This is a genomic window from Actinomadura luzonensis (assembly GCF_022664455.2).
Classification (GTDB): Bacteria; Actinomycetota; Actinomycetes; order Streptosporangiales; family Streptosporangiaceae; genus Nonomuraea; species Nonomuraea luzonensis.
Genome location: NZ_JAKRKC020000001.1, coordinates 924,955 through 950,990, shown reverse-complemented (window position 1 = coordinate 950,990; position 26,036 = coordinate 924,955). Strand labels below are relative to the sequence as shown.

Genomic DNA, 26,036 nt, shown 5'->3' with positions numbered 1-26,036 from the left:
GTGCCCATGAGTGACGTGAGCACCCCCTCACCGATATCCCCGGTCATCGACGAGCTGTGGGAGCACCGGGCGGAGCTGTCGCCCCAGGACGGCGAGGCCCGCCACCTGGTGATCGGCGCGGTGGACCTGCTGGACGCCGGAGTCGCCCGCGTGGCCGCCGTCGTGGACGGCGAGGTCGAGGTGGACGAGCGCGCGAAACGGGCGATCCTGCTCGCCTTCAAGGTGCTCAACATGGCCCGCTCGCAGGTGGGCGACTTCCACCACCAGGACCGGGTGCCGCTGAAGAACTCCTTCGAGGGCGTGCGCGTGGTGCCCGGCGCGATCGCCCGCTGGGGCTCCTACCTGGCCCCGGGCGTGGTGCTGATGCCGTCGTTCACCAACATCGGGGCGTACGTGGACGAGAACACCATGGTGGACACCTGGGCCACCGTGGGCTCCTGCGCCCAGATCGGCAAGAACGTGCACCTGTCCGGCGGGGTGGGCATCGGCGGCGTGCTGGAGCCGCCCAACGCCGTGCCGGTCGTGGTCGAGGACGACGCGCTCGTCGGCAGCCGGGCGATGATCGTCGAGGGCGCCCGGGTGGGCAGGGGAGCGGTGGTCGGGGCCGGGGTGATCCTGTCCGCCTCGATGCCGGTGATCGACGTCGAGACCGGCGAGGAGCTGGCCAGGGGCCGGATCCCCGACTGGTGCGTGGCCGTGGGCGGCACCCGGCAGAAGGAGTTCCCCGGAGGCACGTTCGGGCTGCCGTGCGTGCTGGTGATCAAGCGGCTGGAGCCGGGGCAGCGGCACGACAAGGCGGCGCTCAACGAGGTGCTGCGGGAACACGGGGTGAACACCTGATGCTGGACCTGACCCAGGACGTGCGGGCGCTCACCGCCGCGATCGTGGACGTCGAGTCGGTGAGCGGCGCCGAGCGGACGCTGGCCGACGCCGTCGAGCGGGCACTCGCCGCGCTGCCGCACCTCAAGGTGGACCGCTCCGGCGAGACCGTGGTCGCGCGCACCGGCCTCGGCCGCGCCGAGCGGGTGCTGATCGCCGGGCACCTCGACACCGTCCCGGTCGCGGGCAACCTGCCGAGCCGCGTCGAGGGCGACCTGCTGTACGGGTGCGGCACCTCCGACATGAAGGCCGGCGTCGCGGTCGCGCTCCGCCTCGCGGCCACCGTCCACGAGCCGGGCAGGGACGTCACCTACGTCTTCTACGACTGCGAGGAGGTCGAGGCCGAGCGCAACGGCCTCGGCCGGGTCGCGCGCGAGCACCCCGACTGGCTGCGCGCCGACTTCGCGGTGCTGATGGAGCCGACCGACGGCGTGATCGAGGGCGGCTGCCAGGGCACGCTGCGCGCCGAGGTCACGGTGACCGGCAAGCGCGCCCACAGCGCCCGCTCGTGGTTCGGGGTCAACGCCATTCACGGCATCGAGCCGGTGCTGGCCCGGCTGAACGCCTACGAGGCGCGCCGGCCGGTGGTGGACGGCCTGGAGTACCATGAGGGGCTGAACGCGGTCGCCGTGCGCGGCGGCGTGGCCGGCAACGTGATCCCCGACCTGTGCGTGGTCACCGTCAACTACCGCTTCGCCCCCGACCTGACGATCGAGCAGGCCCAGGAGCACGTCCGCGAGGTGTTCGACGGCTTCGAGGTGGCCTTCACCGACGCCGCCCCGGGCGCCCGGCCGGGGCTGACGCACCCGGTGGCGGCGGCGTTCACGACGGCCGTGGGCGGCACGCCGCGGGCCAAGCTGGGCTGGACGGACGTCGCCCGCTTCTCCGCGCTCGGCGTCCCGGCGGTGAACTACGGGCCCGGCGACCCCAACCTGGCGCACCAGCAGGGCGAGTACGTGTCGCTGCCGAAGATCGTGGAGGGCGAGCGCGCGATGCGCGACTGGCTCACGGCGTGACGGGCCCACAATGTGAAAGTGGCCTTCCTCGCCGGCCATTTGGCGGGGAAGACCACTTTCAGTCCCGAGCAGCACCCTCGCCAGTTAGACGCGAGGGAGCCGAAATCCGGTTCCCCAGGATTTCCAAGATTTTTTAGATTCCTGTATTCGCCCCGCCACCTGGGCTTCCGTCCCGAGGACGCGGGCGGACGTCCGAAGGATTAGCGTGATCCGCATGGAACAGAACCGTCGGGAACGCCGTCAGGGCCAGGCCGTGGTCCGCGGCAGCCTCGTCCCCACCTCCACTCACGACCAGCGGCTGCTGGCCCGCCAGGGCTCCTCCGACTGGGTGCACATGGACCCGTGGCGGGTGCTGCGCATCCAGGCCGAGTTCGTGGAGGGCTTCGGGCAGCTCGCCGAGCTGCCGCCCGCGGTCACCGTGTTCGGCTCGGCGCGCACCCCCGCCGACACCCCCGAGTACACGATGGGCCGCGCGCTCGGCCGGGCGCTCGCCGAGGCCGGCTACGCCGTCATCACCGGCGGCGGCCCCGGCGTCATGGAGGCGGCCAACCGGGGCGCGCGCGAGGTGGAGGGCGCGATCTCGGTCGGGCTGGGCATCGAGCTGCCGTTCGAGCAGCGCATGAACGACTACGTCGACCTCGGCATCGAGTTCCGCTACTTCTTCGTGCGCAAGACCATGTTCGTGAAGTACTCGTGCGGCTTCATCGCCCTGCCCGGCGGCTTCGGCACGCTGGACGAGCTGTTCGAGGCGCTGACGCTGGTGCAGACCCACAAGGTCACCTCGTTCCCCGTGGTGCTGATGGGCAGCGAGTTCTGGGGCGGCCTGCTCGACTGGATCAAGGGCAGCCTGCTCGGCACCGGCAAGATCGCCGCCCAGGACCTCGACCTCATCACCGTCACCGACGACGTCGACGAGGCCGTGCGCATCATCGTGGACTCCGACCTGGCCCGCAGCAGGCAGCGCCAGGAGGAGATCGAGGCCGCCGCGGCCCACAGCGCCGAGCCCCAATAGGCTTCCGCCACGTGAACATCTGCGTCTTCTGCGCCTCAAGCCTGCACATCGACGACAAGTACCTCGACCTGGCCGCCCGGGTCGGCACCGAGCTGGCCCGGCGCGGCCACACCCTGGTCAGCGGCGGCGGGTCGATCTCGTGCATGGGGGCCGTCACCTCGGCGGCCCGCGCGGCGGGCGGGCGCACGGTCGGCGTGATCCCCCAGGTGCTGGTCGACATGGAGGTGGCCGACGAGGAGTCGCACGAGCTGATCGTCACCGCCGACATGCGCGAGCGCAAGGGGATCATGGACGCCCGCTCGGCGGCGTTCCTGGTGCTGCCCGGCGGCATCGGCACGCTGGAGGAGCTGTTCGAGATCTGGACCGCGCGGGTGCTCGGCATGCACGACAAGCCGCTCGTGGTGCTCGACCCCTGGGGCCTGTACGTGCCGCTCAAGCAGCTCATGAGCCACCTCTACGACGAGGGCTTCACCCGGCCCGAGGTGTTCGACGCGATCGCCTGGACCACCACCGTGGAGGAGGCGCTCGACCGGCTGGAGGCCCGCCCCCAGCCGGTCCGGCCGAGCGTGGCCGAGCTCGGCGAGTCCACCGGCTGACCCCGGCTGACCAGGACGGTCGCGTCCGAACCGGCACCGGCTGAGGCAAGTGCGGACCTCATGCCCCGATGGTATGAGTACGATGCCAATGTGCTGGTCATACTCGCCATCGCCGCCATCGCCATCCTGGTCTGCGTGGTCGTGGTCTCCCTCGGCCGGGGCGGTGAGCTGACCGAGTTCCCGCCGGACGTCCCGCCGCTCGACCTGCCCGAGCCCGGGCAGCTCACGGCGGTCGACTTCATGGCCCTCCAACTGCCGGTCAACCTGGTCGGATACCACACGGCGAGCGTCGATGAGACCCTGCGCCGGGCCGCCACCGCGCTGAGCGAGCGCGACACCAGGATCGCCGTGCTGGAGCAGCGGGTCTCCGAGCTGCTGTCCAGCCGGCTGCACGCGCGCCAGGAGGTGTACGCCGCGCCGGGCGCGGGGCTGCGCACCGACCACGAGCCCGAGGCGCCGGCCGTCGACAGGGAGCTGCCGGAGTCCGGCGACCCCGTCACGTCGAGCGGCGCGTCGGTGGCGTGGGACGGCGGCGCGGAGCCTGGCCGGCTGCCCGAGGAGCCGGAGTGGCGGCTGCCCGCCGAGACCGGCCTCGCCGCCGAGGAGGCCGCGGCCGCCGCCGAGCCGAAGCCGGACGAGGAGCCGAAGCCGGACGAGGAGCCCGAGCCGGAGGAGCCTGCCAGCAGCGGCGAGAGCACGGAGGAAAGCACGGGCGAGCCCGAGGAGCCGGTCCCGGCGGCTCAGGCGAAGGACGCCCAGAAGGGGAACGACCAGGCGTGACCGAGCCGATCCGCTGCGTCTGGGCGGGCCTGTCCGACCCCATGTACCTCGCCTACCACGACGAGGAATGGGGTCGCCCGCTGAAGGGCGACGACGCCGTCTTCGAGCGCGTCGCGCTGGAGGCGTTCCAGTCCGGCCTGTCCTGGCTGACCATCCTGCGCAAGCGGGAGAACTTCCGCGCCGCCTTCGACGGCTTCTCCATCCCCAAGGTGGCCTCCTACACCGAGCGCGACGTCGAGCGGCTGCTCGGCGACGCGGGCATCGTCCGCAACCGGGCCAAGATCGAGGCGGCGATCGGCAACGCCAGGGCCGCCCAGGACCTCCCGGACGGCCTGTCGGAGCTGGTCTGGCGGTACGCCGACCCCGACGCCCCCGTGCCGAGGTCGATGGCCGACGTGCCGGCCACCACGCCCGCCTCCAAGGCGCTGGCGAAGGAGCTGAAGAGGCACGGCTTCAGGTTCGTCGGCCCGACCACGGCCTACGCCCTCATGCAGGCCATCGGGCTGGTCAACGATCACCTTGCGGAGTGCGTGGCCCGTACGCGCTGAGCTCGGCCGCGTGCGTGCGCCCGCCCGACCCGGCGAGCGCGACGGTGAGCCGCGGCCGGTTGCCGGTGCGCACCGTCACGGTGTCGTCGGCCCGGACGACGCCGCGCGCCGGCCGGTCGAGCGTCACGGTCACGTGGTCGACGGTGCGGCTCGGGTCGGCCACGGCCACCGCCACCCGCCCGGCGGTGCGCCGCATGAGCACGACGCAGGGCGCGTCGGCCTCCAGCCCGTCGATCCGGCCGGCCGCCCAGAACGTGGCCGCCACCAGCGCCCGCCCGCGCACGGCCTGCACCCGCGGCGTGTTGGCGGCCACCCGCACCGGCCACGCCCCGCGCCAGGCCCGGGTGCGCTCGCGGGTGGCGTGGGGCAGGATCACGTAGGCGTAGGAGGCGTCCACGGGGTCGACGCCGTGGTCGATCCAGAACGTGACGTAGCGCCGGGTCACCGGGTCGTAGGCGCCCGCGGTGTCGTCGCCGGTGTTGATGTCGCGCCAGCGGCCGGTGCGCTCCGTGACCAGGTGCAGGCCGCCCTCGAACACGTACCCGCCGGTGTCGGGCAGGTGCGCCCACCCGTCGCCGACGTACGGCCGGGCGCCGGTGGCCCGGTTCTCGACGACGGTCTCGACGGGGTGCCCGCCGGTGGCGGTGATGCCCGCGCCGAGCGCCACCACCACGTTGTCCAGGCAGAACCACGACTTGCGGGCCCGCAGGTAGACGCCGTCGCCGGTCAGCTCCATCGCGGCGGCGCCGTAACGGCCGTCGAGCGCCGCGCCGCCCGCCCAGTCGTTCTCGGGGCGGTGGGCGCGGAAGGACAGGTCCTCGCGCGGGCGGACGGCCACGGTGGTGCCGGGCAGCCGGTGCGGGTCGACCGTGGGCCAGAAGTCGTCGCCGAACTGGCCGAGGTCGCCGGTGTAGAGGTAGGTCATGCCGTCGCCGGTGTACCAGGCGTGCCGGTTCTCGCCGTTGATGGCCTCGTAGGCGGCGATGCGCCGCGACGACAGGCTGATCGCGAACGACCAGGCGGGCTGCCGGTGCACCACCCGGTCCATCGACGCGAAGACGTGGTGGCCGACCGGCGGGCCCGCCGCCTCCACCGCCTTGTCGTCCAGCACGGCGACCGCCCGCCGGGTCTCCGGCACGTCCGCGTGCTCCAGGTAGGGCCGGTGCTTGCCGCGCTCGATCCAGCCCTTGGCCAGCTCGGCGAAGCGGCCCCGGTACGGCTCGGGCGCGTGCTCGCCGAGCAGCAGCACCGCGCCGACCAGGCCGTGCCCGGCCACCGCGTCGGAGAACGCCTGCCGGCTGACCGCCCGCCCCCTGACCGCGTCCATGAGCAGGCCGTCGTGGACGAACGGCGCGAACGACCGCTCGACCGCGTCCAGCAGCAGCCGCCGGCCCGGATCGCGCACCGCCCACGGCGAGCCCTCCAGCAGCGCGAGCGTGTGGGCGACCGCGATCAGCAGCGACAGCCCGTAGGAGCCGGTGTAGGCCACGTCGCCGTGCTGGATGAACGACCCGTCCGGGTAGAAGCCGTCGCCGGACTCGACGTGCCGGAAGACGCTGTGCCGCCCGCCGTCGCGCACGTCGGACAGCCCGTCGCGGGCCAGCGCCAGCTTCTCCGCGCTGCGCCCGGCCACGCCGCGCAGGGCCACGACGAGCGCCTTGTCCGCCCGGTTGGCGCCGCTCTCCGCGGCCGCGGGGTTGCCGGCGCGGCGGTCGGCGTCGGGGCAGAACCGGTCGATCGCCCCCAGGTACGCCTCCAGCCGCCCGGCGTCGAGCCGGTCGCCGAGCAGCACGCAGGTGCGGCTCAGCTCGGCCGGCGTGCCGATCTCCCAGAACCACCAGTTGCCCGTCTCGGGCAGGCCCGCGTGATAGTGGCGCTCGTGCAGCAGGTCGAGCGCGGCGACGACGGTGGCGGCCACCCCGTCGTCGCCGTGCTGGGCGGTGCCGGGGGTGGCCCAGGCGGTGGCGATCACGCGCAGCCGGGCGTGGCTGCCGGTGACGTTGCCGGGCCGGCCTTCGAGCGGCAGGTCGGGCCAGGTCAGGGCGGGCGTCAGCGACGCCAGCCGGCCGGCCGCGGCGCCGCTCAGGCGGGCGAGGGGCGCGGCGTAGGCGGGGTCGGCGGCGTCCAGGTCGCCCCCGGTGAGGAGGGAGAGCGCGGCGGCGCGGAGGGTGGCGAATGGCTCCATGCGCAGGGCGATACCCCGATCACTCCCCGTTGAATGCCGGGCGTTGCTTCGCGAGGAACGCTCGCGTCGCGTCGTGGTGGTCGCGCGTGGCCACGCACTCGTCCTGGAGGTCGGCCTCCAGGGCGAGCGCGCTGCTCAGCGGGTGGGCGGCGGCGTGCGCGAGGGCCCGCTTGGTGGCCGCGAACGCCAGCGTCGGCCCCTGCGCGAGCCGCACCGCCAGCTCGTGCGCGGTCTTCAGCACGTCGTCGGCGGGCACCACCCGCGTCACGAGCCCCAGCTCCAGCGCGCGGGCGGCGTCCAGCGGCTCGCCGAGCAGCAGCAGCTCGGCCGCCCGGCCGAGGCCCACGAGCCGCTGCAACGTCCACGACGCGCCGGAGTCGGGCGCGAGCCCGATGCCCGCGAACGCCAGCGCGAACTTCGCCTTCTCCGAGGCCACCCGCAGGTCGCAGGCGAAGGCGAGGGACGCCCCCGCGCCCGCCGCCACCCCGTTGACCGCGGCCACCACCGGCTTCGGCATGGTGGCCAGCAGCTCCACGACCGGGTTGTAGTGGAGGCGCACGGTGTCGGCCAGGCCGCGCCCCGCCTCCAGGTTGTCGGCGTGCTCGCGAAGGTCCTGGCCCGCGCAGAAGGCCCGGCCCGAGCCGGTCAGCAGCACGGCCCTGATCGACCGGTCGTCCGCGGCGCGCCGCAGCGCGTCGAGGAGCGCCTGCTTGACCTCGGCGGTCAGCGAGTTCATCGCGTCGGGACGGTCGAGGGTGATGGTGGCGACGGCGTCGGCCACGTCGTAGCGGATCAATTCAGCTCCCTGTCGACGAACGCGGCGGCTGCGGGCAGCAGCCGGGCGGCCTCCTGCTCGAAGTAGACCCTGGCCTTCTCGCCCGGCCAGCCGGCCGGCAGCAGCTCGGACGGCAGGCCGGGGTCGCGGAACAGGAAGTTGCGCCAGCCGTGCACGAGTCTGCTGCGGGCGGCGAAGACCTGGTCGTCCGGGGCCGACTCGGGCAGCGTGCTGATCAGCGTGACAGCCTCGGCGAGCCAGCGCTCGTACGCCTCGCCGATGGCGGCCAGATCCCAGGCCCGGGCGACCAGCTCCTGAGGGTCGCCGTCGAGCGCCGCCTCGAACCGGTCGGCCCGCAGGCCCTCGGCCGCCAGCAGCGCGTCCAGCTCGGCGGCGGCGCGTGGACCGATCCAGGTCGTCTCGGACAGCGCGGCGTAGCCGAGGAAGGCCAGCTCGGCCCGCAGCCGCTCGCGGCGCGGCCGCTCCTTGACCGGCCCCAGCACGACGACGTGCCAGCGGCCGTGCCAGGGGAGCGTCCCCGCTCGGTAAATTCTCAGCGCGGCCTCGTCCAGCCGGCGCGCGCACTTCGGCGTCAGGCCGTAGCCCGCGCCCTGCGGAAGCCTGATCGGGCGCAGCCAGCCCTGCCGGACCATCCGCGAGACCGCCGTCCGCACGGCGGGAGCCGCGATTTCCAGGGGCTTCATGAGCCGCACGAGCGCGGCCACGGACGCCTGCCCACCGCGCGGGCGCAGGTGGTCTCCGTAGAGATCGAACAGAGCGGCGCGAGCGTGCACGCAGTCCAGTCTGGCCGTCATCGCACGCCCCGACAACGCATTCTGGGAGGAGATCGTTACCCATGAGCGCTCTCGATGCGGGAGAATAGGACATCACAGAAGACGTGAATGCGCCGACCACCCCTCCTGGGAGGTCGGAAATCGCGGGCCGCGGGAGCCCAAGGCAGGAAGGGATGCACGCATGGCGGCGATGAAGCCGCGGACCGGCGATGGTCCGCTCGAGGTCACCAAGGAAGGGCGCGGCATTGTCATGCGGGTCCCGCTCGAAGGTGGCGGCCGGCTCGTCGTGGAGATCTCCGCCGACGAGGCCAAGGCGCTCGGTGAGGCGTTGAAGAACGTCGTCGGCTGAGCGCTCCCGATAGACAACCTGTTCCACGACCCTGGCGTACACCGGCGCCAGGGTCGCTGACGTTCGAGGAGAGATTTCCCGTGCCCATTGAGACCACTGCCTCGGTGGTCGCCGAGGTTCCCGACGACGCCGAGCTGCTGGCCGTCCCTTACGCCTCCGACCTCGCCCCCGCGTACGACGTGCGGCTCCACCTGCCCGTACGCGACCTGCTCGGCCACTACGAGGCCAAGGGGGAGGCCGGGGAGATCGTGGAGGTGCCCGTCGCGCGCGGGGGAGGCGTGGGACGGGTGCTGCTCTACGGCGTCGGCGACGGCTCGCCGCGGGCCCTGCGCAAGGCCGGCGCCACCCTCGCCCGCCGGGCCAAGGGCCGCGACACGCTGACCGTGGTGCCCCCGGACGGCGACCTCGCCGCGTTCGCCGAGGCCGCGCTGCTCGCCTCCTACGGCTTCCGCATCGGCGGCGCCGGGCGCAAGGCCGTGGCGGCGCTGGAGTTCGCCGGGGGCGACCCCGCGGCGCTGGACCGTGCCCGGGTGACGGCCCAGGCGGTGGCCCTGGCCCGCGACCTCGCCAACACGCCCTCCTCGGTCAAGAACCCCGCCTGGCTCGCCGAGCGGGCCGCCGAGACCGGCCTGCCGGTGCGGGTGTGGGACGAGGAGCGGCTGCGCGCCGAGGGCTTCGGCGGCATCCTGGCCGTCGGCCAGGGCTCGGCCAGCCCGCCCCGGCTCATCCAGCTCTCCTACGAGCCCGAGCGGCCCGCGGCCCGGCACGTGGTGCTGGTGGGCAAGGGCATCACGTTCGACTCCGGCGGCCTGTCGCTGAAGCCGACCGAGAACATGAAGACGCAGAAGACCGACATGGCGGGCGGCGCCGTCGTCATCGCGGTGCTCCGCGCCCTCGCCGAGCTGAAGGCGCCGGTGCGGGTCACCGGGCTGGTCGCCGCCGCCGAGAACATGCCCTCCGGCACCGCGCAGCGGCCCAGCGACGTCATCACCCACTACGGCGGCCGCACGGTCGAGGTGCTCAACACCGACGCCGAGGGGCGGCTCGTGCTGGCCGACGCCCTCGCCTACGCCGACGCGGTGCTCGACCCCGACGCGGTGGTGGACATCGCCACCCTCACCGGGGCCATCACCGTCGCGCTCGGCCGCAGCGTGGGCGCGGTCTACGCCTCCGACGACGAGCTGGCGGCGCGGCTGGTCGCGGCCGGGCAGGCGAGCGACGACCGGCTGTGGCGGATGCCGCTGGTCGAGGACTACACGCCGGCGCTGGAGTCGGCCGTGGCCGACCTCGCCAACGTCGAGTCGGGGTCGCGGTTCGGGGCGGGCTCGATCACGGCGGCGCTGTTCCTGCGCGAGTTCGCGGGCGGGCGGCCGTGGGCGCACCTCGACATCGCCGGCGTCGGCCGCAGCACCGTGGACGAGGGCACGCTCACCAAGGGCGCCACCGGGTTCGGCGTGCGCGTCCTGCTGGAGTGGCTGACCCGCGGATGAGGCGGCCTCCCGCCGGATCCTCTATGCCGACACCTTGACGGCGGCCAGCAGGCCGTCGCCGAGGGGCATGAGCACCGAGCGCAGCCGCTCGTCCGACTGCACCAGCTTGCCGAGCTCACGCAGCGCCACCGTGTCGGGGTCGCGCTGCGCGGGGTCGGCCACCCGGTTGTGCCACAACATGTTGTCGAAGGCCACGATGCCGCCCACGCGCAGCAGGCGCACGGCCTCGGCCAGGTAGTCGGCGTACTCCTGCTTCGCGCCGTCGGCGAACACCATGTCGTAGCCGCCGTCGGACAGGCGGGGCAGCACGTCGAGCGCCCGGCCGGAGATCAGCCGCACCCGCGCGCCGGAGAAGCCCGCCTCCGCGAACGCCTGCCGCGCCAGCCGCTGGTGCTCCGGCTCGACGTCCACGCTGGTCAGCGTGCCGTCGGCGCGCATGCCGCGCAGCAGCCACAGGCCCGAGACGCCGCAGCCCGTGCCGATCTCCACCACCGCCTTGGCGTTGACCGCGGTGGCGAGGAAGCACAACGCCGCCCCGGCGCCGGGAAGGATGGGCGTGGCGCCCATCTCCAGCCCGCGCTGCCGCGCCGCGTGCAGCAGCTCGTCCTCCTGGTGGAACTGCTCCGCATAGGCCAGAGTGGCCTCCACCTGATCGGTCATCGGCCGCCTCCCCCCACTTTCGTGCGATTGGTCCGCGTGATTGGCACCGATCGCAGCCTAGGGGAGACACGCCGGGACGGGAACTCAGGAGGGTCCCGAGGCGTTGCAGGTTTAAACGGGCTTTGCCGGTCCGGAAGGCAGGCAGTGCGCACGAAGGGACGAAACCAGGCACTATGGCGATAGCGGTGGTCCCAGAGAGAGGAGTTCTGGTGGACGAGAGCGACCACCAGACGGATGCTCCCGTGTCGTCTGACTGGACGCCTCCCACATGGGAGGAAGTCGTGCGGACGCACTCCGCGCGCGTGTACCGGCTCGCGTACCGGCTGACCGGCAACGTCCACGACGCCGAGGACCTCACGCAGGAGGTCTTCGTCCGGGTCTTCAGGTCCTTGTCGAGCTACACCCCCGGCACGTTCGAGGGGTGGCTGCACCGGATCACGACGAACCTCTTCCTCGACATGGCGCGCCGCAAGCAGCGCATCAGGTTCGAGGGGCTGGCCGACGACGCCGCCGAGCGGCTTCGCGGCCGGGAGCCGTCGCCGGCGCAGGCGTTCGACGACGCGCACCTGGAGCCCGACATCCAAGCCGCCCTCGACGCGCTCGCACCCGAGTTCCGGGCCGCGATCGTGCTGTGTGACATCGAGGGCCTGTCTTACGAGGAGATCGCGGCCACGCTCGGCGTCAAGCTGGGTACGGTCCGAAGCCGTATCCATCGTGGCCGGGCGCAGTTGCGGGAGGCCCTCGAACACCGGGCGCCCCGCACCACCGAACTCCCCCCGACCGTGATCCGTGGGGAGGAAGTCTGACATGGCTCATCTTGGAGAACGCGTCTCGGCGCTGGTCGACGGAGAGCTCAGCCACCATGAGCGCGAGCGTGCGCTGGCCCACCTGACCTTCTGTGCTGACTGCAGGGCAGAGGTCGAGTCGGTGCGCGCGCTGAAGTCGCGCCTGCGCTCGCTCGACGGGCCGGCGATGCCCGCCGACCTCACGATGTCCCTGCTCCGCATGGCGGAGCCGGGCGGGCCGCTGCCGCCGAGGGAGCGCCCTTTCCCTTCCCGTACCTTCGGGGGTGTGCCCATCCCGGGCCCGCACAGCATCGCCCCGCTGGACAACCGGCCGCGCAGGGACGCCACTGGCGGGGGTTCGGGCCCCGGCCGTGGCGGTAGGCGGCGCACGGCCTACGTCGCGGTGAGCGTGGTCTCGGCCGCCGTGGCGCTCGGCACGTTCTTCGCCGTGTCCGGCGCGGGCCAGGACACCTCCACGCCGCCCGTGGAGCTGTACAAAATCCAGCACTCGCCGACGGGCGCTCCGTCGGTGGCCACTCCGTGACGTCCTGATATGCCGGAGATGGCCGAGGTTGGCGTAGCCGCGCACGGCAGGGGCATACGATCTGGGTTCGGGTCCTTATAACCCTCGTATGCCGCAGAAGCGACGATTGCGGCGGCCGAGCCAAGGAGTGGTGAGACGTAGATGACCGACGAGCGCCCCAACGAAGGACGCACGCCGTCGGACTACCCCGAGTCACAGGGGCGGCCGGAGTTCCTGCCCGCCGACCACCCGGCAGAGGCGCCGGGCGGCCGGCCTGAGCCGCCCGCCTCCTTCGGCGGCACCTCCTGGGGCGACCCGTCCGGCCGGTCCGCCGAGCCGGCGGGGCCGCCGCCGTACGGGTCCCCGTACGAGTCCCCGTACGAGTCCCCTTACGGGGCGCGCGCCGCCTCCTCGCCGGAGGAGAACCCGCCGCGGCCCTCTTACGGACCCGTCCAGCCCGACAACGGCACCCGCCAGTACGAGAGCCCCATGTTCGGCAGGCCCGACGGCGGCCCGTCGCCCTACGGGGACGCCGGGGACAGCTCGCGCGGTGACAACCCGTATGGTGACAACCCGTTCGGCGGCAGCCGGTACGGCGACGCCGGGTTCGGCGACACGATGACCGGACCGACGTTCGGCGCCCCCGGCGGTCAGGGGTCCGGCGGGCCGGGCGGGCCCATGGGCGGCCCGCCGTACGGGGGAGGGGGCACGCCGCCTCCGCCGCCGCCCCACCAAGCGCTCGGCATGGGCGCGGGCTGGGCCCGCCGCCCCCGGCGCCACCGCCGCGGCCGGACCGCGCCGCGGTCCCGGCACCGGCGCGCTGATCGCGATCGCGCTGGCCGTCGCCCTGGTCGCCTCGGGGCTCGGCAGCGTCGGCACGTACCTGCTGACCAGGCCCGCCGCCTCCGGCGGCACCGATCCCTCCTACAGCCTCGGCCCGGTGCCCACCGGCGCCGCCAGCCGCGAGCCGGGCTCGATCGCGGGCGTGGCCGCGCGGGTGCTGCCGAGCGTGGTGTCCCTGGAGGTCGGCAACGGCTCCAACACCGAGGGCGCCTCCGGCTCCGGCTTCCTGATCAAGAACGGCTACGTGGTGACCAACAACCACGTGGTCTCCCTGGCCGCCGGCGGCGGCGAGATCCAGATCCAGTTCAACAACCGCAAGACCACCAAGGGCCGCATCGTCGGCCGCGACCCCGGCTCCGACCTCGCCGTGGTGAAGCCGGAGGAGACGTTCGGCACGCCGGAGATCACGCTCGGCAACTCCGACCAGGTGGTCGTGGGCGACCCGGTCATCGCGATCGGCTCGCCGCTCGGCCTGACGGGCACGGTGACCACGGGCATCGTCAGCTCGCTCAACCGCCCGGTCATCGCGGGCGACGACACCGGCGCCAGCTCCGAGGAGCCCGCCTACATCAGCGCGATCCAGACCGACGCCGCGATCAACCCGGGCAACTCCGGCGGCCCGCTGGTGAACACGCGCGGCGAGGTCGTCGGCGTCAACTCCGCGATCGCCACCCTGAGCAGGTCGACGACCAGCCAGAGCGGCAGCATCGGCCTGGGCTTCGCGATCCCGGTGAACCAGACGCGGCGGGTCGCCGAGGAGCTGATCAGCACCGGTCGGGCCAAGCGCCCGAAGATCGGCATCGTGCTGGAGAAGGACTACCGCGGGCAGGGCGTGAAGATCTCCACGGCGAGCGTGGGCGGCCAGCAGCCGGTGACCCCCGGCGGCCCGGCCGACAAGGCGGGGCTGCGGGCCGGTGACGTCATTCTGGAGATGGACGGCCTGGCGCTCCAGGACGGCAACGAGCTGATCGCGCTGATCCGCAGCAAGGCCCCCGGCGCCAAGATCACCATCAAGTACCAGCGTGCCGGCCAGGAGCGCACCGCGACGCTGACCGTGGTGGCCGAGGACGAGCCGGCCCCGTCGCCGTCCTGACCACCCCTCCCCGGCGGGCGCGGCGGCACCCGGGAGGCGGGCGGGGCTCCTAGCTGTGCACAGGAGCCCTTAGTCTGTGGATAGGCCGGGGTTGTCCTCGGAGGCGTTGACTGCGGTAGGAGCTCACGGTGTTCGGACTCGGGTGGGGGGAGATAGCGGCGCTGGTCGTCCTCGCGCTGCTGGTCTTCGGCCCCGACAAGCTGCCTCAGGCCGCGGCGCAGGCCGGCCGCACGCTGCGCAACCTGCGCAGGATGGCCAACAACGCGCGCGAGGACCTGCGGGCGGGGCTGGGGCCGGAGTTCCAGAACTTCGACCCGGCCGACCTCAACCCGCGCACGTTCGTCCGCAAGCACCTCCTCGACGACCTCGAGGACACCTGGAACGACAAGCCGAAGGAGCTGGAGTCCGCCGCGGCTCCGTACACGCCGGAGCCGGTCGTGGACGAGCTGGGCTACGGCGAGCTCCCGCCGTACGACGCCGAGGCCACCTGATGGCCGTGGAGCCCCTTGTGGCGCCGGCCGTCGAGGAGGGCGCGAAGAAGTCGGGCGTCCTGTGGCTCGGGCTCGCCGGCGGGCCCCGGCTGGCCTGGCACGTCTGGCACGACGGCGCGATCCATCTCGTGACGGGCGGCGAGGAGCAGGCGCTGCCCGGGCTCGACGCGCTCGACCGGGTGCGCGTGACGCTGCGCAGCAAGGACAACGGGGCGCGGCTGGTCGAGTTCGAGGCCGCGGTGTCGGTCGTCGACCAGGCGCGGGAGGCCGGCGCGGTGGCGGCGCTCGCCAAGGAGCGGCTCAACGCCCGCGACGCCGAGCACCTGGCCGAGCGCTGGGCCCGCGACTCCGTCGTGCTCCGCCTCACGCCCGTGTCCTGACCGGCCGCCGGGGTCCTGACCAGCCGCCCGGGGCCCGAGCGTACGCCCGGGGCCTGACCGTCAGCTCCGGGAGCTGACCCCGTCCAGAGTGACGCGGGCCGCCTCGGGCGGCGGGGCCGGCTGCGCGGAGGCGGTCGCGGTCTGCGCGAGCAGCGCGCCCGACAGCACCAGCAGCCCGCCGACGATCTGGAACACGCCGAGCGTCTCGCCCACGAGCCCCCAGGCCACCACGGCGCCGCCGATGACCTCCAGCGACGCGACCGTCGCCCCGACCGCGGCCGACAGCCGCCGCACGGCGTTGACGCCCAGGATGTACGCCACCACCGTCGCGACCACCACCATCCACAGGTACGCCCCCAGCACCGGCAGGCTCACCCCGCCCTCGGCGGGCGTCGTGGTGGCGGTGAAGGCGCTCCAGGGGATGTTCCAGGGCCGCGCGAAGGGCACCAGCACCACGGCCGCCCCCGCCATGCCCCAGGCGATGAGCCCGAGCGGGTCCACGTCGTCGCCGAAGCTGTCGCTCATGATGAAGTAGCCCGCGCAGCAGGCGCCGGCCAGCAGGCCGAGCAGCAGCCCGAGCGCGTCCAGCCGCATGCCCTGCCACGCCTCGACCACGATCGCGAGCCCGACGACGGCGGCCACGGCCCCGATGTAGGCGGCCGGCGCCAGCCGGACCCGGCGCACCAGCCGCACCCAGGCCACCACCATCACCGGCGCCATGAACTCCAGCAGCAGCGCGATCCCGACCGGCAGCCGGGTGATGGCCACGAAGTAGAGCGACTGCACCCCGGCCACCGCCATGATCGCGTACAGGCCGAAGAACGGCAGCCGGGAGCGCGGGATGCGCAGCGCCCGCGGCCGCAGCACGGCCAGCACGGCGAGCAGCAGCAGCCCCGCGCCGGCCATCCGCGTCCAGACCGCCTCGATCGGGGCCAGCCCGGCCGCGATGAGGTACTTGGCCATGGGCCCGGAGAACGCGAAACAGCACGAGGACACGAACGCGAGCGCCAGCCCCGCATACCTCATCCAGCACCCACCAAGTCCGTAATCACCGTTTAATGGGTTCGATACTGACATGTCGCCCTCACCTGGCGCAACGGAACGGCGCTGTTAGCCTGACCACGTGAGGATCTTCGTGGCCCGGCTGCCGGGGACCCCGGTGTTCGACCCGGCCGGTGACCAGATCGGCCGGGTCAGGGACGTCGTGGCGGGCCTGCGCGCCGGCCGCCGTCCCAACGTCCACGGCCTGGTCGTGGAGGTGCAGCCGCGCCGCCGCGTCTTCCTGCCCATCACCCGGGTCCGCCGCATCGAGGCCGGGGCCGTGGTCTTCACCGGCCGCATCAACATGCGCAGGTTCGAGCAGCGCGCCACCGAGACGCTGGTCGTCGGCGAGATGCTGGACCTCACCGTGCGCGTCGGCGACGAGCCCGTCACCGTGTACGACGCCGCCATGGAGGAGATCAAGCCGTCCACCTGGGAGATCACCAAGGTCGCCGTCTACCGGCGCAGGCGGCGCGACCCCCGGGTGGTCGACTGGGCCGAGGTGACCGGCTTCGACACCCTCCAGCAGGACCAGGGCGCGGCCGGGCTGATCGAGGCGTTCGCGTCCATGCGCGCCGCCGACATGGCGAGCGCGCTGCACCACCTGCCGCCCAAGCGGCGCGTCGAGATCGCCCGCGCGCTCGACGACGACCGCCTCGCCGACGTGCTGGAGGAGCTGCCGCCCGACGACCAGATCGGCATCCTCGGCACGCTCGACCCCGAGCGGGCCGCCGACGTCCTGGAGGAGATGGGCCCGGACGACGCCGCCGACCTGCTGCACGACCTGCCCGACGAGCAGGCGGCCGAGCTGCTGGCGCTGATGGAGCCCGGGGAGGCCGCCCCGGTGCGGCGGCTGCTCATCTATCCCGAGAACAGCGCGGGCGGCGTCATGACCAGCGAGCCGGTCATCCTGCCGCCGACGTCCACGGTGGCCGAGGCGCTGGCGCACATCCGCCAGCAGGACCTCACGCCCGCCGTCGCGGCCCAGGTGTACGTGGCCCGCCCGCCCACCGAGACGCCGACCGGCACCTACCTGGGCGTGGCGCACTTCCAGCGGCTGCTGCGCGAGCCGCCGTCCACGCTGCTCGGCGCGGTCCTCGACCCGTCGATCGACCCGATCCGGCCCGAGTTCACGCTCATCGAGGTCACCTCGTACCTCGCCAACTACAACCTCGTCGCGGCGCCCGTCGTGGACGAGCTCGGCAGGCTCGTCGGCGCGGTGAGCGTCGACGACGTCCTCGACCACCTGCTGCCCGAGGACTGGCGCGAAAGGGACGACCGTGACCGCTGAACGCCTGGACCAGCCGCGCGAGCTGCGCCGCACCCTCCGCCCGCACTACGACCCCGAGGCGTTCGGCCGGCTGTCCGAGCGCATCGCGCGCTTCCTCGGCACGGCCCGGTTCATCGTCTACATGACGGTGTTCGTGGCCGTCTGGGTGATCTGGAACACAGCCGCGCCGGCCGGGCTGAAGTTCGACCCGTACCCGTTCATCTTCCTGACCCTCATGCTCTCGCTCCAGGCCAGCTACGCCGCGCCGCTCATCCTGCTGGCCCAGAACCGCCAGGACGACCGCGACCGCATCCAGTACGAGCACGACCGCGAGGCCGCCGACCGCAACCGGGCCGAGATCGAGTACCTCACGCGCGAGATCGCCGGGCTGCGGATGGCCGTCAACGAGGTCGCCACCCGCGACTACCTGCGCGCGGAGCTGAGCCGGCTGCTGGAGGAGCTCCAGGACGCCGACGTCAAGGAGCGGCGCCGCCCGGTGCGCTAGACCCGCCGGGCGCGGGCGCGTCGAGGCGCGCGAGCATGGCCCTGATCTGGGCGATCTCGCCGCTGCCCAGCATGTCGAGGAACTGCGTCCTGATGCCGCGGAGGTAGGTGGGCGTGGCGTCGGCGAGCCGGGCCGCGCCGCCGTCGGTCAGCACCGCGTACAGGCCGCGGGCGTCGTCGGCGCACGCCTCGCGGGTGACCAGCCCGTCGCGCTGCAGCCGGTCGATGAGCCTGGTCAGGCCGCTGCGCGAGAGCAGGACGCGGTCGGCCAGGTCGTTCATCCGCAGCCGCCGGCCGGGCGCCTCGGCGAGCTGCATGAGCACCTCGTACGAGGCCAGGGGCAGATCGTGGGCGACGAGCAGCTCCGCCTCCAGGCGGCGGGTGATGCGCACCTGGGCGCGCTGCAACATCCGCCAGACCGCCAGCTCCTCGGCGGTCAGGCCCTCGTCGCGCAGAAGAGTCACGGAGTAACCTTAGGACGTTGTTGCACAGACATCTAACAGCACGGATTAACTCAGCGGGGCCGCCGGTTCATACCATGGAGGGGCATCCTCGCTGGCGTCCAGCGCCTGTCACACATATACCGACAAAGGAGGGACGGCACTCCCTCGTGCCGAGACTTCGATGGCACCTACCCAGGAACTGGTGACGGCGGCTCTGTCCACCGTCATCGACCCCGAGATCCGCCGTCCGATCACGGACCTCGGCATGGTCAAGAGCATCGAGATCGCCCCGGGCGGCGCGGTGCGCGTGGGCGTCTACCTCACCGTGGCCGGGTGCCCGATGCGCGACACCATCACGCGCGACGTCACCACCGCCGTCTCCAAGGTCGAAGGCGTGACCGGCGTCCAGATCGAGCTCGACGTCATGAGCCCCGAGCAGCGCAAGACCCTGCAGACCAAGCTGCGCGGCGACCGCGGCCCGGAGAAGGAGATCCCGTTCAACCAGCCGGGCTCGCTGACCCGCGTCCTCGCGGTGGCGAGCGGCAAGGGCGGGGTCGGCAAGTCCTCCGTCACGGTCAACCTGGCGGCCGCCATGGCCGCGAGCGGGCTCAAGGTCGGCATCGTCGACGCCGACATCTACGGCCACAGCGTCCCGCGCATGCTGGGCGCCGCCGAGAAGCCCACCAAGGTCGAAGACATGATCATGCCGCCGGTGGCCCACGACATCAAGGTCATCTCGGTCGGCATGTTCAAGCCCGAGGGCAACACGCCGGTCGTCTGGCGCGGGCCGATGCTCGACCGGGCGCTCCACCAGTTCCTGGCCGACGTCTACTGGGGCGACCTCGACGTCCTGCTGCTCGACCTGCCGCCCGGCACCGGCGACATCGCGATCTCCGTCGCCCAGCGGCTGCCGGGCGCCGAGATCCTGGTCGTCACCACGCCGCAGATGGCCGCCGCCGAGGTGGCCGAGCGAGCCGGCTCCATCGCCGCCCAGACCCACCAGCAGATCGCCGGCGTCATCGAGAACATGTCCTGGCTGCCCTGCCCCCACTGCGACGAGCGCATCTCCGTCTTCGGCGAGGGCGGCGGCCAGACCGTGGCCGACGCGCTGACCCGCATCCTGGGCGCCCGGGTGCCGCTGCTCGGCCAGGTCCCGATCGACATGCGGCTGCGCGAGGGCGGCGACGAGGGCAAGCCGCTCGTCCTCACCGACCCTGACTCGCCCGCCGCGGCCGAGCTCCGCAAGATCGCCACCGGCCTCGGCAAGCGCTCCTCCAGCCTCAAGGGCCTCCAGCTCGGCCTGGCCCCCCGCCGCTGATCGACCTACCCGAGTGGGGCCCGGGGCCGGGCCCTACTCGGTGTCGATCTCCGTATCGGCCGCGACCGCCGGTGGCGCGACCGCGCCCATCGACTCGATGAAGAGCCGTTCGCGGCGGGCCAGCTCAGCTGCACGCAGCTCGATGAAGGCTTCGTCATGGCCGCGTCCGAGCCTGATCCAGGCGTCGGGGGCTATCCCGAGCTCACCCTCTCCTGACTGGTCGAGCAGGTACGAACGAGCCGTCATCCCCGGCGTCACCTCCAGCACGATGCGGTTGGCCGGATTGGAGCCGTTGGACAGGCCCGCCTTGTTGGAGATCCTCCGGAACGCCGCAGAATCAAGCCGGCGGATCGCCTCGACGGCGAGGTAGGGCTTCCCGCCTGCGGTGAATCGTTCGGGAAACTCGCGAAGCTCCCACAGAAGGTAGGCGCGGACCCGCGCGCTGCGCAGATCGAACCGGTCGGGGTACGGTCGCGGCCGCTGGTCGGCGAAGTCGAACATGCCCTGCCCGTCCGCGAAGTCGGCCAGCCTCTTCTCCCCGGTGGCGAACGCCCGCATGTCCTGGATGGACTGCCTGCTGGTCGTGGAGTTCACGCTCGCGAAGTGCCCGGCCCACGAGGTGATCCAGAACCAGCGGATCAGCGCCTCCTCCTGCTCCGGCGAGGGCTCCGGGCGGAGGTGGAAGAACAAGGTGAGCAGCATGAGCTGGTTGTTGTAGGGGATCAGCCGGGCGAGAGGCACCCCCACGCGCTCCCGGAGAAAGGCCACCGCGCGGGTGAGTGCCACGTCGGTGTCCTGGACGGCCTGGGCGACCTTGCCCTCCATCCGGCGGGCCAGAACGTCCCAGTGCGCGCCCGTCACCTCTTCCTCGCCGGCGACGGCCAGGACGGCGCGGAAGCCGGTCGTCGAGTTGATCTCGCCGAACCCTTCGGCCGCGATCCGGTCCAGGACAGCCGCGATGCTGTTGGCCAGGCTCTCCCCGCCCCCCTTGTAGGTGAGCGCGGACACCATCTGGTCGGGGCTCATGGACTGCCCCTTGCTGTTCACCCGGGAGAACACCTCGACGGCCTGGGCCAGGTTCCCGCCGAGCAGTGTCACCACCGAGACCTTGTACGACTTGATGCGCTGGGCGACCTGCTCACCCTCCTCGACCAGTTCGTCGTAGTACGGGCTGCCGTCCAGGCTCTTCAGGAGGTTCCTGGCGTAGGCCAGGAAATCGAGGGTCCTGAGCACCGAGCGGACCGGCAGGTAATTCGGTGGTGGCGGCCCGGGTTTGCGCCAATGGACGTACCGGTTGGCACGGGTGTCGCTCTGGCCGAGCACTCTGTACACGTGCCAGATCCAGTCGGCCGGATCGCCGGAAGGCCCGGCCGCCGGTCGATAGAGCGTGGCGTACAACGTGGACAGCCGCTGGTGCCCGTCGAGAATGTAGGTCACGCTCTTTCCCGGCGCCGCGTCGGGGATGGGCAGCCCGCCGACGTGGTCGAGGCTCTCCAATTCCTGGCGGGTCTCCCACAGCAGCATGCTTCCGATCGGATAGCCGCGCTCGATGCTGTCGAACAGATCCAGCATCTGATCGGGCCGCCAGACGAACGGACGCTGGAACTTCGGCACGCGCAACTGCCCGGTCCTCACGTTCTCCAGGAAGGTCTCCAGGAGGTTGACGTCGGGGCGGACGCCGATCTCGCCGCCAGGGGCGGCGTACTCCTCGGGGCCGTCCAGTCCGTGCTCGTCATGTGGGCTCGCCATAACCTCGTCCTAAATGATCTCTTGCAGGAGCGCAAGCAGCCCCTTGAGTTCCGCGACCACCTCAGGGCCGAGCGCTTCGAAGTCGGCCTCCTTGAGTTTCCCGGCTCTGGCCTCCCGCTCGAGGATCACCGTGAGGTTTTCACCGAAGCCGTTCCGTAAGGCGGCCATGACGTGATCGGGGAGCGGAGCGTACAGGTCCTTCTGGGCGTCGGGGACGGCAGGGCACGCCTTCTTCCGGTCCCAGAACCCGTGTTTGAAGTCGAAATGCCCTCGCTGGTGCGGATCAAGTTTCTTCAGCGCGTCGATACGGGCGGCGAGTTCTCTTCGAGGCCCGGCGATCGCGGCCAGAACGCGGTTGGGTACGTAGTTCTCGGCCTCCCTGAAGCGCAGGACGTGTCCCGGCACACCCAGTTCGCCCAACGCCGCTACCGCCTTCTCGTGCTTGGACGCCTCCCCGGGCACCATACGGTCACTGTCGAAGAGGAACGCCACGCGCTTCACGCGGCGGAAGGTCGCCGCCTCGGAGGCGACCACCTTGGGCACCTCGCCGCTGCCACCGCCCTGCACGAACTCCAGCCAGCGGTTCCCGTGCGCCCGGATGACCTGCCCGGCCTCGAAGACATGCGCGAGAGCGAGGACGAACGCGCCGTCGCCCTCCTGGTTCTCCACGACGAGCCGGGCCGGCCTGGTGAGGTCCTCCACGTGGTCGGGCATGCTGTCATAGGTGACGGAAACGACCGGGCGCAGGGTGGCGGGACCGGCACTCCACGCCTGGCTGACGGCGCCCTTCTGAGCCATGAGCGCGTACGCCTGCGCCCTGGTCGGGGCATGCTCCTGGAAATAGGCGCGCACGATCTCGAACTGATCCGGCGTGACCACCCATTCGTGCCGGCTCTCGGCGAACAGCCGTATGAGCGTGACGATCAGTTCGAACCTGTCCTCGGTGAACGCCCCGCCGGCCAGCTCAACTCTCATCGCGCTCGCGGGCGAACTGGGCCTCCGCCAGCTTTTTCGTCTCCTCGAAATCCTCCGAGAAGACGCCGCTCGGCCAGTAGTCGAGGTTGCCGAGCCCATCCACTTCGATGCGGCGCACCCGCGACGAGCCCTCGCCATGGTCCACGAAATAGATCGCCACGTCGCCCGACGATATCCGGCCCTCCGCGATCCGGCGGCGGAGTCTGAGCAACATGGTCTCGCTGTGCGTCTCGACAAGGAAGCGGCTCCTGCCACCGTCCATCCCCGCGATGAACAGGTCCGCGAGAAGGGCATGGAAGGCGGGGTGCAGGTGCAGTTCGGGTTCCTCGATCACGTGCAGGACGCCCGTGTGGGAAGGCTCCTTCCTGTCGTAAGCGAGTTGCACGAGCAAGGGCAGGACCTGCGCGACACCGGTGCCCGAGTCGAGCAGATTCACGGTGAGGTCCGGATTCGACAGCGAGCAGAGGCTGATGGCGTACATCGGCCCCTGCGGCTCCACCTCCAGCCGCCAGCCGGTCAGGTTGTCGCCGAGCAGCCGATTGAGCTCGTCCAGGAGAGCGTGCCCGCCCCGGACGTGGTCGTCCACGAGCATGCCGGCGGCGTTCTCGCCGGCGGCACCCACCTCTTTCTGGCTGCGGGAAGGCAGCCGGACCAGCCTCGAAGGGCGCTGTCGATAAGAGCTGAGATACCGGATGTTCCCCAGATGCTGGGGCAGCAGAGTGAGGGCCGCGCGCAGCCGTTCCGGCAATTCGAGCGTGAGGGGGATGAGGCCGCGGAAGGCCGGCCTCAATTTAACGGACGGGACGTGGCCGTCCACCGTGAGCATGTAGTCATGGCCGCTCTCGTCTCCGACCACCCAATCAAGCTGCGCGTGATGGTGGCCGGTGTTGATCTCGAACTCGCGGACAAACTGGGTGCGCCGTTCGTCGACGTTCTGAATCGTCGCCTTCACCTCGGTCGGGACCGCGTCCTCGTCGTCAGTGACGAACTCCAGGCGAAGCGCCCGGTGGACGTTGCGTCCGTAGACGAGATCCAGGTAGTCCGGCGGGTCGTCGCCCAGGGAGTCGAGGTCGAGCGGCAGGTTCGAGTCGGTGCGGATGCCCGATTCCAGGAGCAGAGGGAGGCGGGTCAGGGCGCTCTTGCCCGAGTTGTTCTTGCCGAGAACGACAGTGATGGGGCGGAGCTCGATCTCCTGCCGTTCCTTGAAGCAGCGGTAGTTCTCCACCGCCATGCGCAGCAGGGCCATGGCGAAACAGTAGCGTGAGCGCATGCGATCACGTCGTTCCGTTCTCGCGGTGCCCGGGAGCAGTCCGCGTTTCCTGGACAAGGCCCAGACCCTGCCCGTGGACGAGGTCTTCCTCGACCTGGAGGACTCCGTCGCGCCGGCGGCCAAGGAGGAGGCGCGGCGCAACGTCGTGGCCGCGCTGCGTGAGGGCGACTGGGCCGGGAAGACGCGCGTGGTGCGGGTCAACGACCTGGCGACGCAGTGGACCTACCGGGACGTGATCGAGGTGGTCGAGGGGGCCGGGGAGTTCCTCGACTGCGTGATGCTGCCCAAGGTGCAGGACCCGACCGAGGTGGTCTGGCTCGACACGCTGCTCACGCAGATCGAGAAGGCCATGGGGTACGAGCCCGGCCGCATCGGCATCGAGGCGCAGATCGAGAACGCCCGCGGCCTGGTCAACGTGGACATGATCGCCGGGTCGTCGCGGCGGCTGGAGACGCTGGTGTTCGGGCCGGCCGACTTCATGGCCTCGATCAACATGCGCACGCTCGTCGTCGGCGAGCAGCCGCCCGGCTACACCGAGGGCGACGCCTACCACTACATCCTCATGCGCCTGCTCATGGCGGCCCGCAGCCACGACCTCCAGGTGATCGACGGGCCCTACCTGCAGATCAGGGACGTCGAGGGGTTCCGGCGGGTGGCGCGCCGCTCGGCGGCGCTCGGCTTCGACGGCAAGTGGGTGCTGCACCCCTCCCAGGTGGACGCGGCCAACGAGGTGTTCTCCCCGGCGCAGGAGGACTACGACCACGCCGAGCTCATCCTGGAGGCGTACGAGTACTACACCACCGTGGAGAAGCGCGGCGCGGTCATGCTGGGCGACGAGATGATCGACGAGGCGTCCAGGAAGATGGCGCTCGTCGTGGCCGCCAAGGGGCGGGCGGCCGGGCTGAGCAGGACCAAGAGCTTCACACCTTGACGCCCACGGCGGTGAAGAACCAGAACGCCGAGGTCAGCCACAGCCCGACCAGCGCGGTGAACGCGAGCCCGCCGAGCACCGGCAGCGTCCAGCCCGGCGTGTCCCGTTTGGGCAGGGCCAGCATCTTCGCGGTGAACACGCCGTAGAAGAAGCACCCAAGCAGGGAGTGCGCGAGCACGCGGGGCACGTCGTACTGGAGGCCGAGGGCGTACAGGCAGTGGAAGGCGACCGGGATCGTGAGCAGGAACGCCAGCCGCCCCGACCAGCGGTGCACGGCGGGCGGGATCGCGATCCCGAGCTTGCCCCACATCGACAGCGCCGAGACCACCTGCACGACCGCCAGCACCAGCGCGCCCGTGGTCAGCCAGGCCTTCATCGGCAGCGCGGCGGAGAAGCCGGCGACGCCCACGGCGTGGCCGGTGGGGGTGTGGGCGCGGCCGTACACGCCGAGCGCGAGCACCACGAGGCCGCCGAGCAGCAGCGGCACCAGCAACGGGGTCAGGCCGCGCGCGGGCGGCCGGTGGATGGCGGTCATGACATCTCCTGGATGAAACCGTCGACGTCCTTCGGGTAGATCGTGGTGCCGTCCACCGTCAGCGGGGCGGTCGGCTCGTCGGCGTTCAGCTTGGGCACCGGCACGGGGTTGTCGCCCTCGACGGCGGCGCCGACCGAGGTGTAGCTGCCGTCCGGGTTCTTCAGCCGGATCCAGCCGGCGCGGTACTGGGCGCCGCGCACCAGCGCGGTGGCCCGGTACAGGCCGGACGGCTTGCGCACGGCGGCGGCGACGAAGCTCCACTTGCGGCCGCCGAGCGCGAGCTGCCCGGTGGCCTTGCCGCCGCCGAGCGCGGCGGTGACCTTGCCGTTCCTGACGCCCGTCAGGCTGACCGAGTCGCCCGACTGGCTGCCCTTGAACCACGCCTCGGCCCGGCCGTCGCAGAAGTAGCCGACGGCCTTGCCGCTCCTGATCGAGATGGCGATGAGGCCGCCGTTGCCCTTGACGTAGCCGCCGTAGTCGGCCTTGCCGATCTTGTCGTCCGCCTCGGTCCGCTCGGGGGAGGCGGTGTTCCGCTCCGCGGGTTCGGTGCTCTCCGCGGGCGGGGTGCTCTCTTCCGGGGCGGCGGGCGCCTCGGTGACGGTGCCGCCGCCGGCCGCGGTGTTCGCCGCCGGTGTCACGTTGACGCTGGCGACACCGAGCCCCGCGGCGAGCACGGCTCCCGCCGCGAGGGTGATGACAGGTCCCAGCCTTGACATGGACTGCTCCCAGGGTCGAAGTGCCTACGACTGAGAGCATCCGCCTAAAACAGCGATCCGTCTGTGAACTATTGCGCATCAGGTG

Annotated in this window: 28 protein-coding genes; 17 read left to right on the top strand and 11 right to left on the bottom strand. The window is 72.1% G+C overall.

Going from position 1 to position 26,036, the window contains the following annotated elements; genetic code table 11:
- Positions 1 to 6: 6 nt before the first annotated feature.
- From MF672_RS04465 to MF672_RS04440, 6 genes are all read left to right on the top strand, one after another.
- Positions 7 to 840, top strand: a complete 834-nt coding sequence (locus MF672_RS04465) for a 2,3,4,5-tetrahydropyridine-2,6-dicarboxylate N-succinyltransferase (protein ID WP_242372676.1) — start codon at positions 7 to 9, stop codon at positions 838 to 840.
- Positions 840 to 1,895: a succinyl-diaminopimelate desuccinylase gene (gene dapE / locus MF672_RS04460; RefSeq protein WP_242372674.1), complete on the top strand. Its 1,056-nt coding sequence runs from the start codon at positions 840 to 842 to the stop codon at positions 1,893 to 1,895. The genes MF672_RS04465 and dapE overlap by 1 nt, the downstream gene beginning before the upstream one ends.
- Before the next feature lie 214 nt (positions 1,896 to 2,109).
- Positions 2,110 to 2,907, top strand: a complete 798-nt coding sequence (locus MF672_RS04455) for an LOG family protein (protein WP_242372672.1) — start codon at positions 2,110 to 2,112, stop codon at positions 2,905 to 2,907.
- Between the two features lie 11 nt (positions 2,908 to 2,918).
- Complete coding sequence (locus tag MF672_RS04450; protein WP_242372670.1) at positions 2,919 to 3,503, top strand: LOG family protein; 585 nt, start codon at positions 2,919 to 2,921, stop codon at positions 3,501 to 3,503.
- Positions 3,504 to 3,593: 90 nt separating this feature from the next.
- Complete coding sequence (locus MF672_RS04445; protein ID WP_242372669.1) at positions 3,594 to 4,283, top strand: hypothetical protein; 690 nt, start codon at positions 3,594 to 3,596, stop codon at positions 4,281 to 4,283.
- A complete protein-coding gene (locus MF672_RS04440) occupies positions 4,280 to 4,831 on the top strand; it encodes a DNA-3-methyladenine glycosylase I (protein ID WP_444861104.1) in 552 nt (183 codons plus the stop codon). Before MF672_RS04445 ends, MF672_RS04440 begins: the two co-directional genes overlap by 4 nt.
- Here MF672_RS04440 and MF672_RS04435 read toward each other — a convergent pair.
- The 3 genes from MF672_RS04435 to MF672_RS04425 are packed head-to-tail and all read right to left on the bottom strand — an operon-like array spanning position 4,791 to position 8,585.
- A complete protein-coding gene (locus tag MF672_RS04435; protein ID WP_242372668.1) occupies positions 4,791 to 7,016 on the bottom strand; it encodes a polysaccharide lyase 8 family protein in 2,226 nt (741 codons plus the stop codon). The genes MF672_RS04440 and MF672_RS04435 overlap by 41 nt on opposite strands.
- 19 nt (positions 7,017 to 7,035) lie before the next feature.
- Positions 7,036 to 7,812, bottom strand: coding sequence for an enoyl-CoA hydratase-related protein (locus MF672_RS04430; RefSeq protein ID WP_242372666.1), 777 nt, complete (start codon positions 7,810 to 7,812; stop codon positions 7,036 to 7,038).
- A complete protein-coding gene (locus tag MF672_RS04425) occupies positions 7,809 to 8,585 on the bottom strand; it encodes a PaaX family transcriptional regulator (RefSeq protein WP_242372665.1) in 777 nt (258 codons plus the stop codon). Before MF672_RS04425 ends, MF672_RS04430 begins: the two co-directional genes overlap by 4 nt.
- Positions 8,586 to 8,766: 181 nt before the next feature.
- Here MF672_RS04425 and MF672_RS04420 point away from each other — a divergent pair, with 181 nt between their 5' ends.
- Both MF672_RS04420 and MF672_RS04415 read left to right on the top strand, forming a co-directional pair.
- Entirely contained in the window at positions 8,767 to 8,934 is a 168-nt protein-coding gene (locus MF672_RS04420; protein ID WP_020545024.1) for a DUF3117 domain-containing protein, read from the top strand.
- Between the two features lie 80 nt (positions 8,935 to 9,014).
- Positions 9,015 to 10,424 (top strand): leucyl aminopeptidase, encoded by a 1,410-nt coding sequence (locus tag MF672_RS04415; RefSeq protein WP_242372664.1) that lies wholly within the window; start codon positions 9,015 to 9,017, stop codon positions 10,422 to 10,424.
- 21 nt (positions 10,425 to 10,445) lie between these two features.
- On the opposite strand, the gene MF672_RS04410 is transcribed toward MF672_RS04415, so the two are convergent.
- Positions 10,446 to 11,084 carry an O-methyltransferase gene (locus MF672_RS04410; protein WP_242372663.1) on the bottom strand — a complete coding sequence of 213 codons (639 nt, stop codon included), beginning with the start codon at positions 11,082 to 11,084 and terminating at the stop codon, positions 10,446 to 10,448.
- A 173-nt stretch (positions 11,085 to 11,257) separates the two neighbouring features.
- On the opposite strand from MF672_RS04410, the gene sigE reads away from it, so the two are divergent.
- The 5 genes from sigE to MF672_RS04385 all read left to right on the top strand — a co-directional run bounded on the left by sigE (position 11,258) and on the right by MF672_RS04385 (position 15,199).
- Positions 11,258 to 11,890, top strand: coding sequence for an RNA polymerase sigma factor SigE (gene sigE / locus MF672_RS04405; RefSeq protein WP_242372661.1), 633 nt, complete (start codon positions 11,258 to 11,260; stop codon positions 11,888 to 11,890).
- A 1-nt stretch (position 11,891) separates the two neighbouring features.
- Entirely contained in the window at positions 11,892 to 12,413 is a 522-nt protein-coding gene (locus MF672_RS04400) for an anti-sigma factor family protein (protein WP_242372660.1), read from the top strand.
- A 919-nt stretch (positions 12,414 to 13,332) separates the two neighbouring features.
- A complete protein-coding gene (locus MF672_RS04395) occupies positions 13,333 to 14,328 on the top strand; it encodes a S1C family serine protease (protein WP_247815158.1) in 996 nt (331 codons plus the stop codon).
- Positions 14,329 to 14,456: 128 nt separating this feature from the next.
- Positions 14,457 to 14,819 carry a sec-independent translocase gene (locus tag MF672_RS04390; RefSeq protein ID WP_242372657.1) on the top strand — a complete coding sequence of 121 codons (363 nt, stop codon included), beginning with the start codon at positions 14,457 to 14,459 and terminating at the stop codon, positions 14,817 to 14,819.
- Positions 14,819 to 15,199 carry a hypothetical protein gene (locus tag MF672_RS04385; RefSeq protein WP_242372656.1) on the top strand — a complete coding sequence of 127 codons (381 nt, stop codon included), beginning with the start codon at positions 14,819 to 14,821 and terminating at the stop codon, positions 15,197 to 15,199. Before MF672_RS04390 ends, MF672_RS04385 begins: the two co-directional genes overlap by 1 nt.
- 60 nt (positions 15,200 to 15,259) lie before the next feature.
- Here the strand turns inward: MF672_RS04385 and MF672_RS04380 are convergent, their stop codons facing one another.
- A complete protein-coding gene (locus MF672_RS04380) occupies positions 15,260 to 16,225 on the bottom strand; it encodes an EamA family transporter (RefSeq protein WP_242372655.1) in 966 nt (321 codons plus the stop codon).
- Positions 16,226 to 16,322: 97 nt separating this feature from the next.
- On the opposite strand from MF672_RS04380, the gene MF672_RS04375 reads away from it, so the two are divergent.
- Positions 16,323 to 17,531 carry a magnesium transporter MgtE N-terminal domain-containing protein gene (locus MF672_RS04375; protein WP_242372650.1) on the top strand — a complete coding sequence of 403 codons (1,209 nt, stop codon included), beginning with the start codon at positions 16,323 to 16,325 and terminating at the stop codon, positions 17,529 to 17,531.
- Positions 17,521 to 18,015 (top strand): DUF1003 domain-containing protein, encoded by a 495-nt coding sequence (locus tag MF672_RS04370; RefSeq protein WP_242372649.1) that lies wholly within the window; start codon positions 17,521 to 17,523, stop codon positions 18,013 to 18,015. Before MF672_RS04375 ends, MF672_RS04370 begins: the two co-directional genes overlap by 11 nt.
- Here the strand turns inward: MF672_RS04370 and MF672_RS04365 are convergent.
- A complete protein-coding gene (locus tag MF672_RS04365; protein WP_242372648.1) occupies positions 17,987 to 18,478 on the bottom strand; it encodes a MarR family winged helix-turn-helix transcriptional regulator in 492 nt (163 codons plus the stop codon). The genes MF672_RS04370 and MF672_RS04365 overlap by 29 nt on opposite strands.
- Before the next feature lie 160 nt (positions 18,479 to 18,638).
- On the opposite strand from MF672_RS04365, the gene MF672_RS04360 reads away from it, so the two are divergent.
- Complete coding sequence (locus tag MF672_RS04360; RefSeq protein ID WP_242372647.1) at positions 18,639 to 19,775, top strand: Mrp/NBP35 family ATP-binding protein; 1,137 nt, start codon at positions 18,639 to 18,641, stop codon at positions 19,773 to 19,775.
- A 33-nt stretch (positions 19,776 to 19,808) separates the two neighbouring features.
- Here MF672_RS04360 and MF672_RS04355 read toward each other — a convergent pair whose 3' ends face one another.
- From MF672_RS04355 to MF672_RS04345, 3 genes are read right to left on the bottom strand one after another with little or no spacing between them, the layout of a single operon-like run.
- Positions 19,809 to 21,524: a DUF262 domain-containing protein gene (locus MF672_RS04355; RefSeq protein WP_242372645.1), complete on the bottom strand. Its 1,716-nt coding sequence runs from the start codon at positions 21,522 to 21,524 to the stop codon at positions 19,809 to 19,811.
- A 9-nt stretch (positions 21,525 to 21,533) separates the two neighbouring features.
- Positions 21,534 to 22,499 (bottom strand): hypothetical protein, encoded by a 966-nt coding sequence (locus MF672_RS04350; protein ID WP_242372644.1) that lies wholly within the window; start codon positions 22,497 to 22,499, stop codon positions 21,534 to 21,536.
- The gene (locus MF672_RS04345) at positions 22,489 to 23,745 is read right to left on the bottom strand and encodes a DUF3696 domain-containing protein (RefSeq protein ID WP_242372643.1); all 1,257 of its coding nucleotides are present in this window, start codon (positions 23,743 to 23,745) and stop codon (positions 22,489 to 22,491) included. The genes MF672_RS04350 and MF672_RS04345 overlap by 11 nt, the downstream gene beginning before the upstream one ends.
- A gap of 22 nt (positions 23,746 to 23,767) precedes the next feature.
- On the opposite strand from MF672_RS04345, the gene MF672_RS04340 reads away from it, so the two are divergent.
- Positions 23,768 to 24,700, top strand: coding sequence for an HpcH/HpaI aldolase/citrate lyase family protein (locus MF672_RS04340; protein WP_242372642.1), 933 nt, complete (start codon positions 23,768 to 23,770; stop codon positions 24,698 to 24,700).
- Here the strand turns inward: MF672_RS04340 and MF672_RS04335 are convergent.
- Together MF672_RS04335 and MF672_RS04330 are read right to left on the bottom strand one after the other, a co-directional pair.
- Positions 24,690 to 25,235 (bottom strand): DUF6529 family protein, encoded by a 546-nt coding sequence (locus tag MF672_RS04335; protein ID WP_242372641.1) that lies wholly within the window; start codon positions 25,233 to 25,235, stop codon positions 24,690 to 24,692. The genes MF672_RS04340 and MF672_RS04335 overlap by 11 nt on opposite strands.
- Complete coding sequence (locus tag MF672_RS04330) at positions 25,232 to 25,951, bottom strand: hypothetical protein (protein WP_242372639.1); 720 nt, start codon at positions 25,949 to 25,951, stop codon at positions 25,232 to 25,234. The genes MF672_RS04335 and MF672_RS04330 overlap by 4 nt, the downstream gene beginning before the upstream one ends.
- Between the last annotated feature and the right edge of the window lie 85 nt (positions 25,952 to 26,036).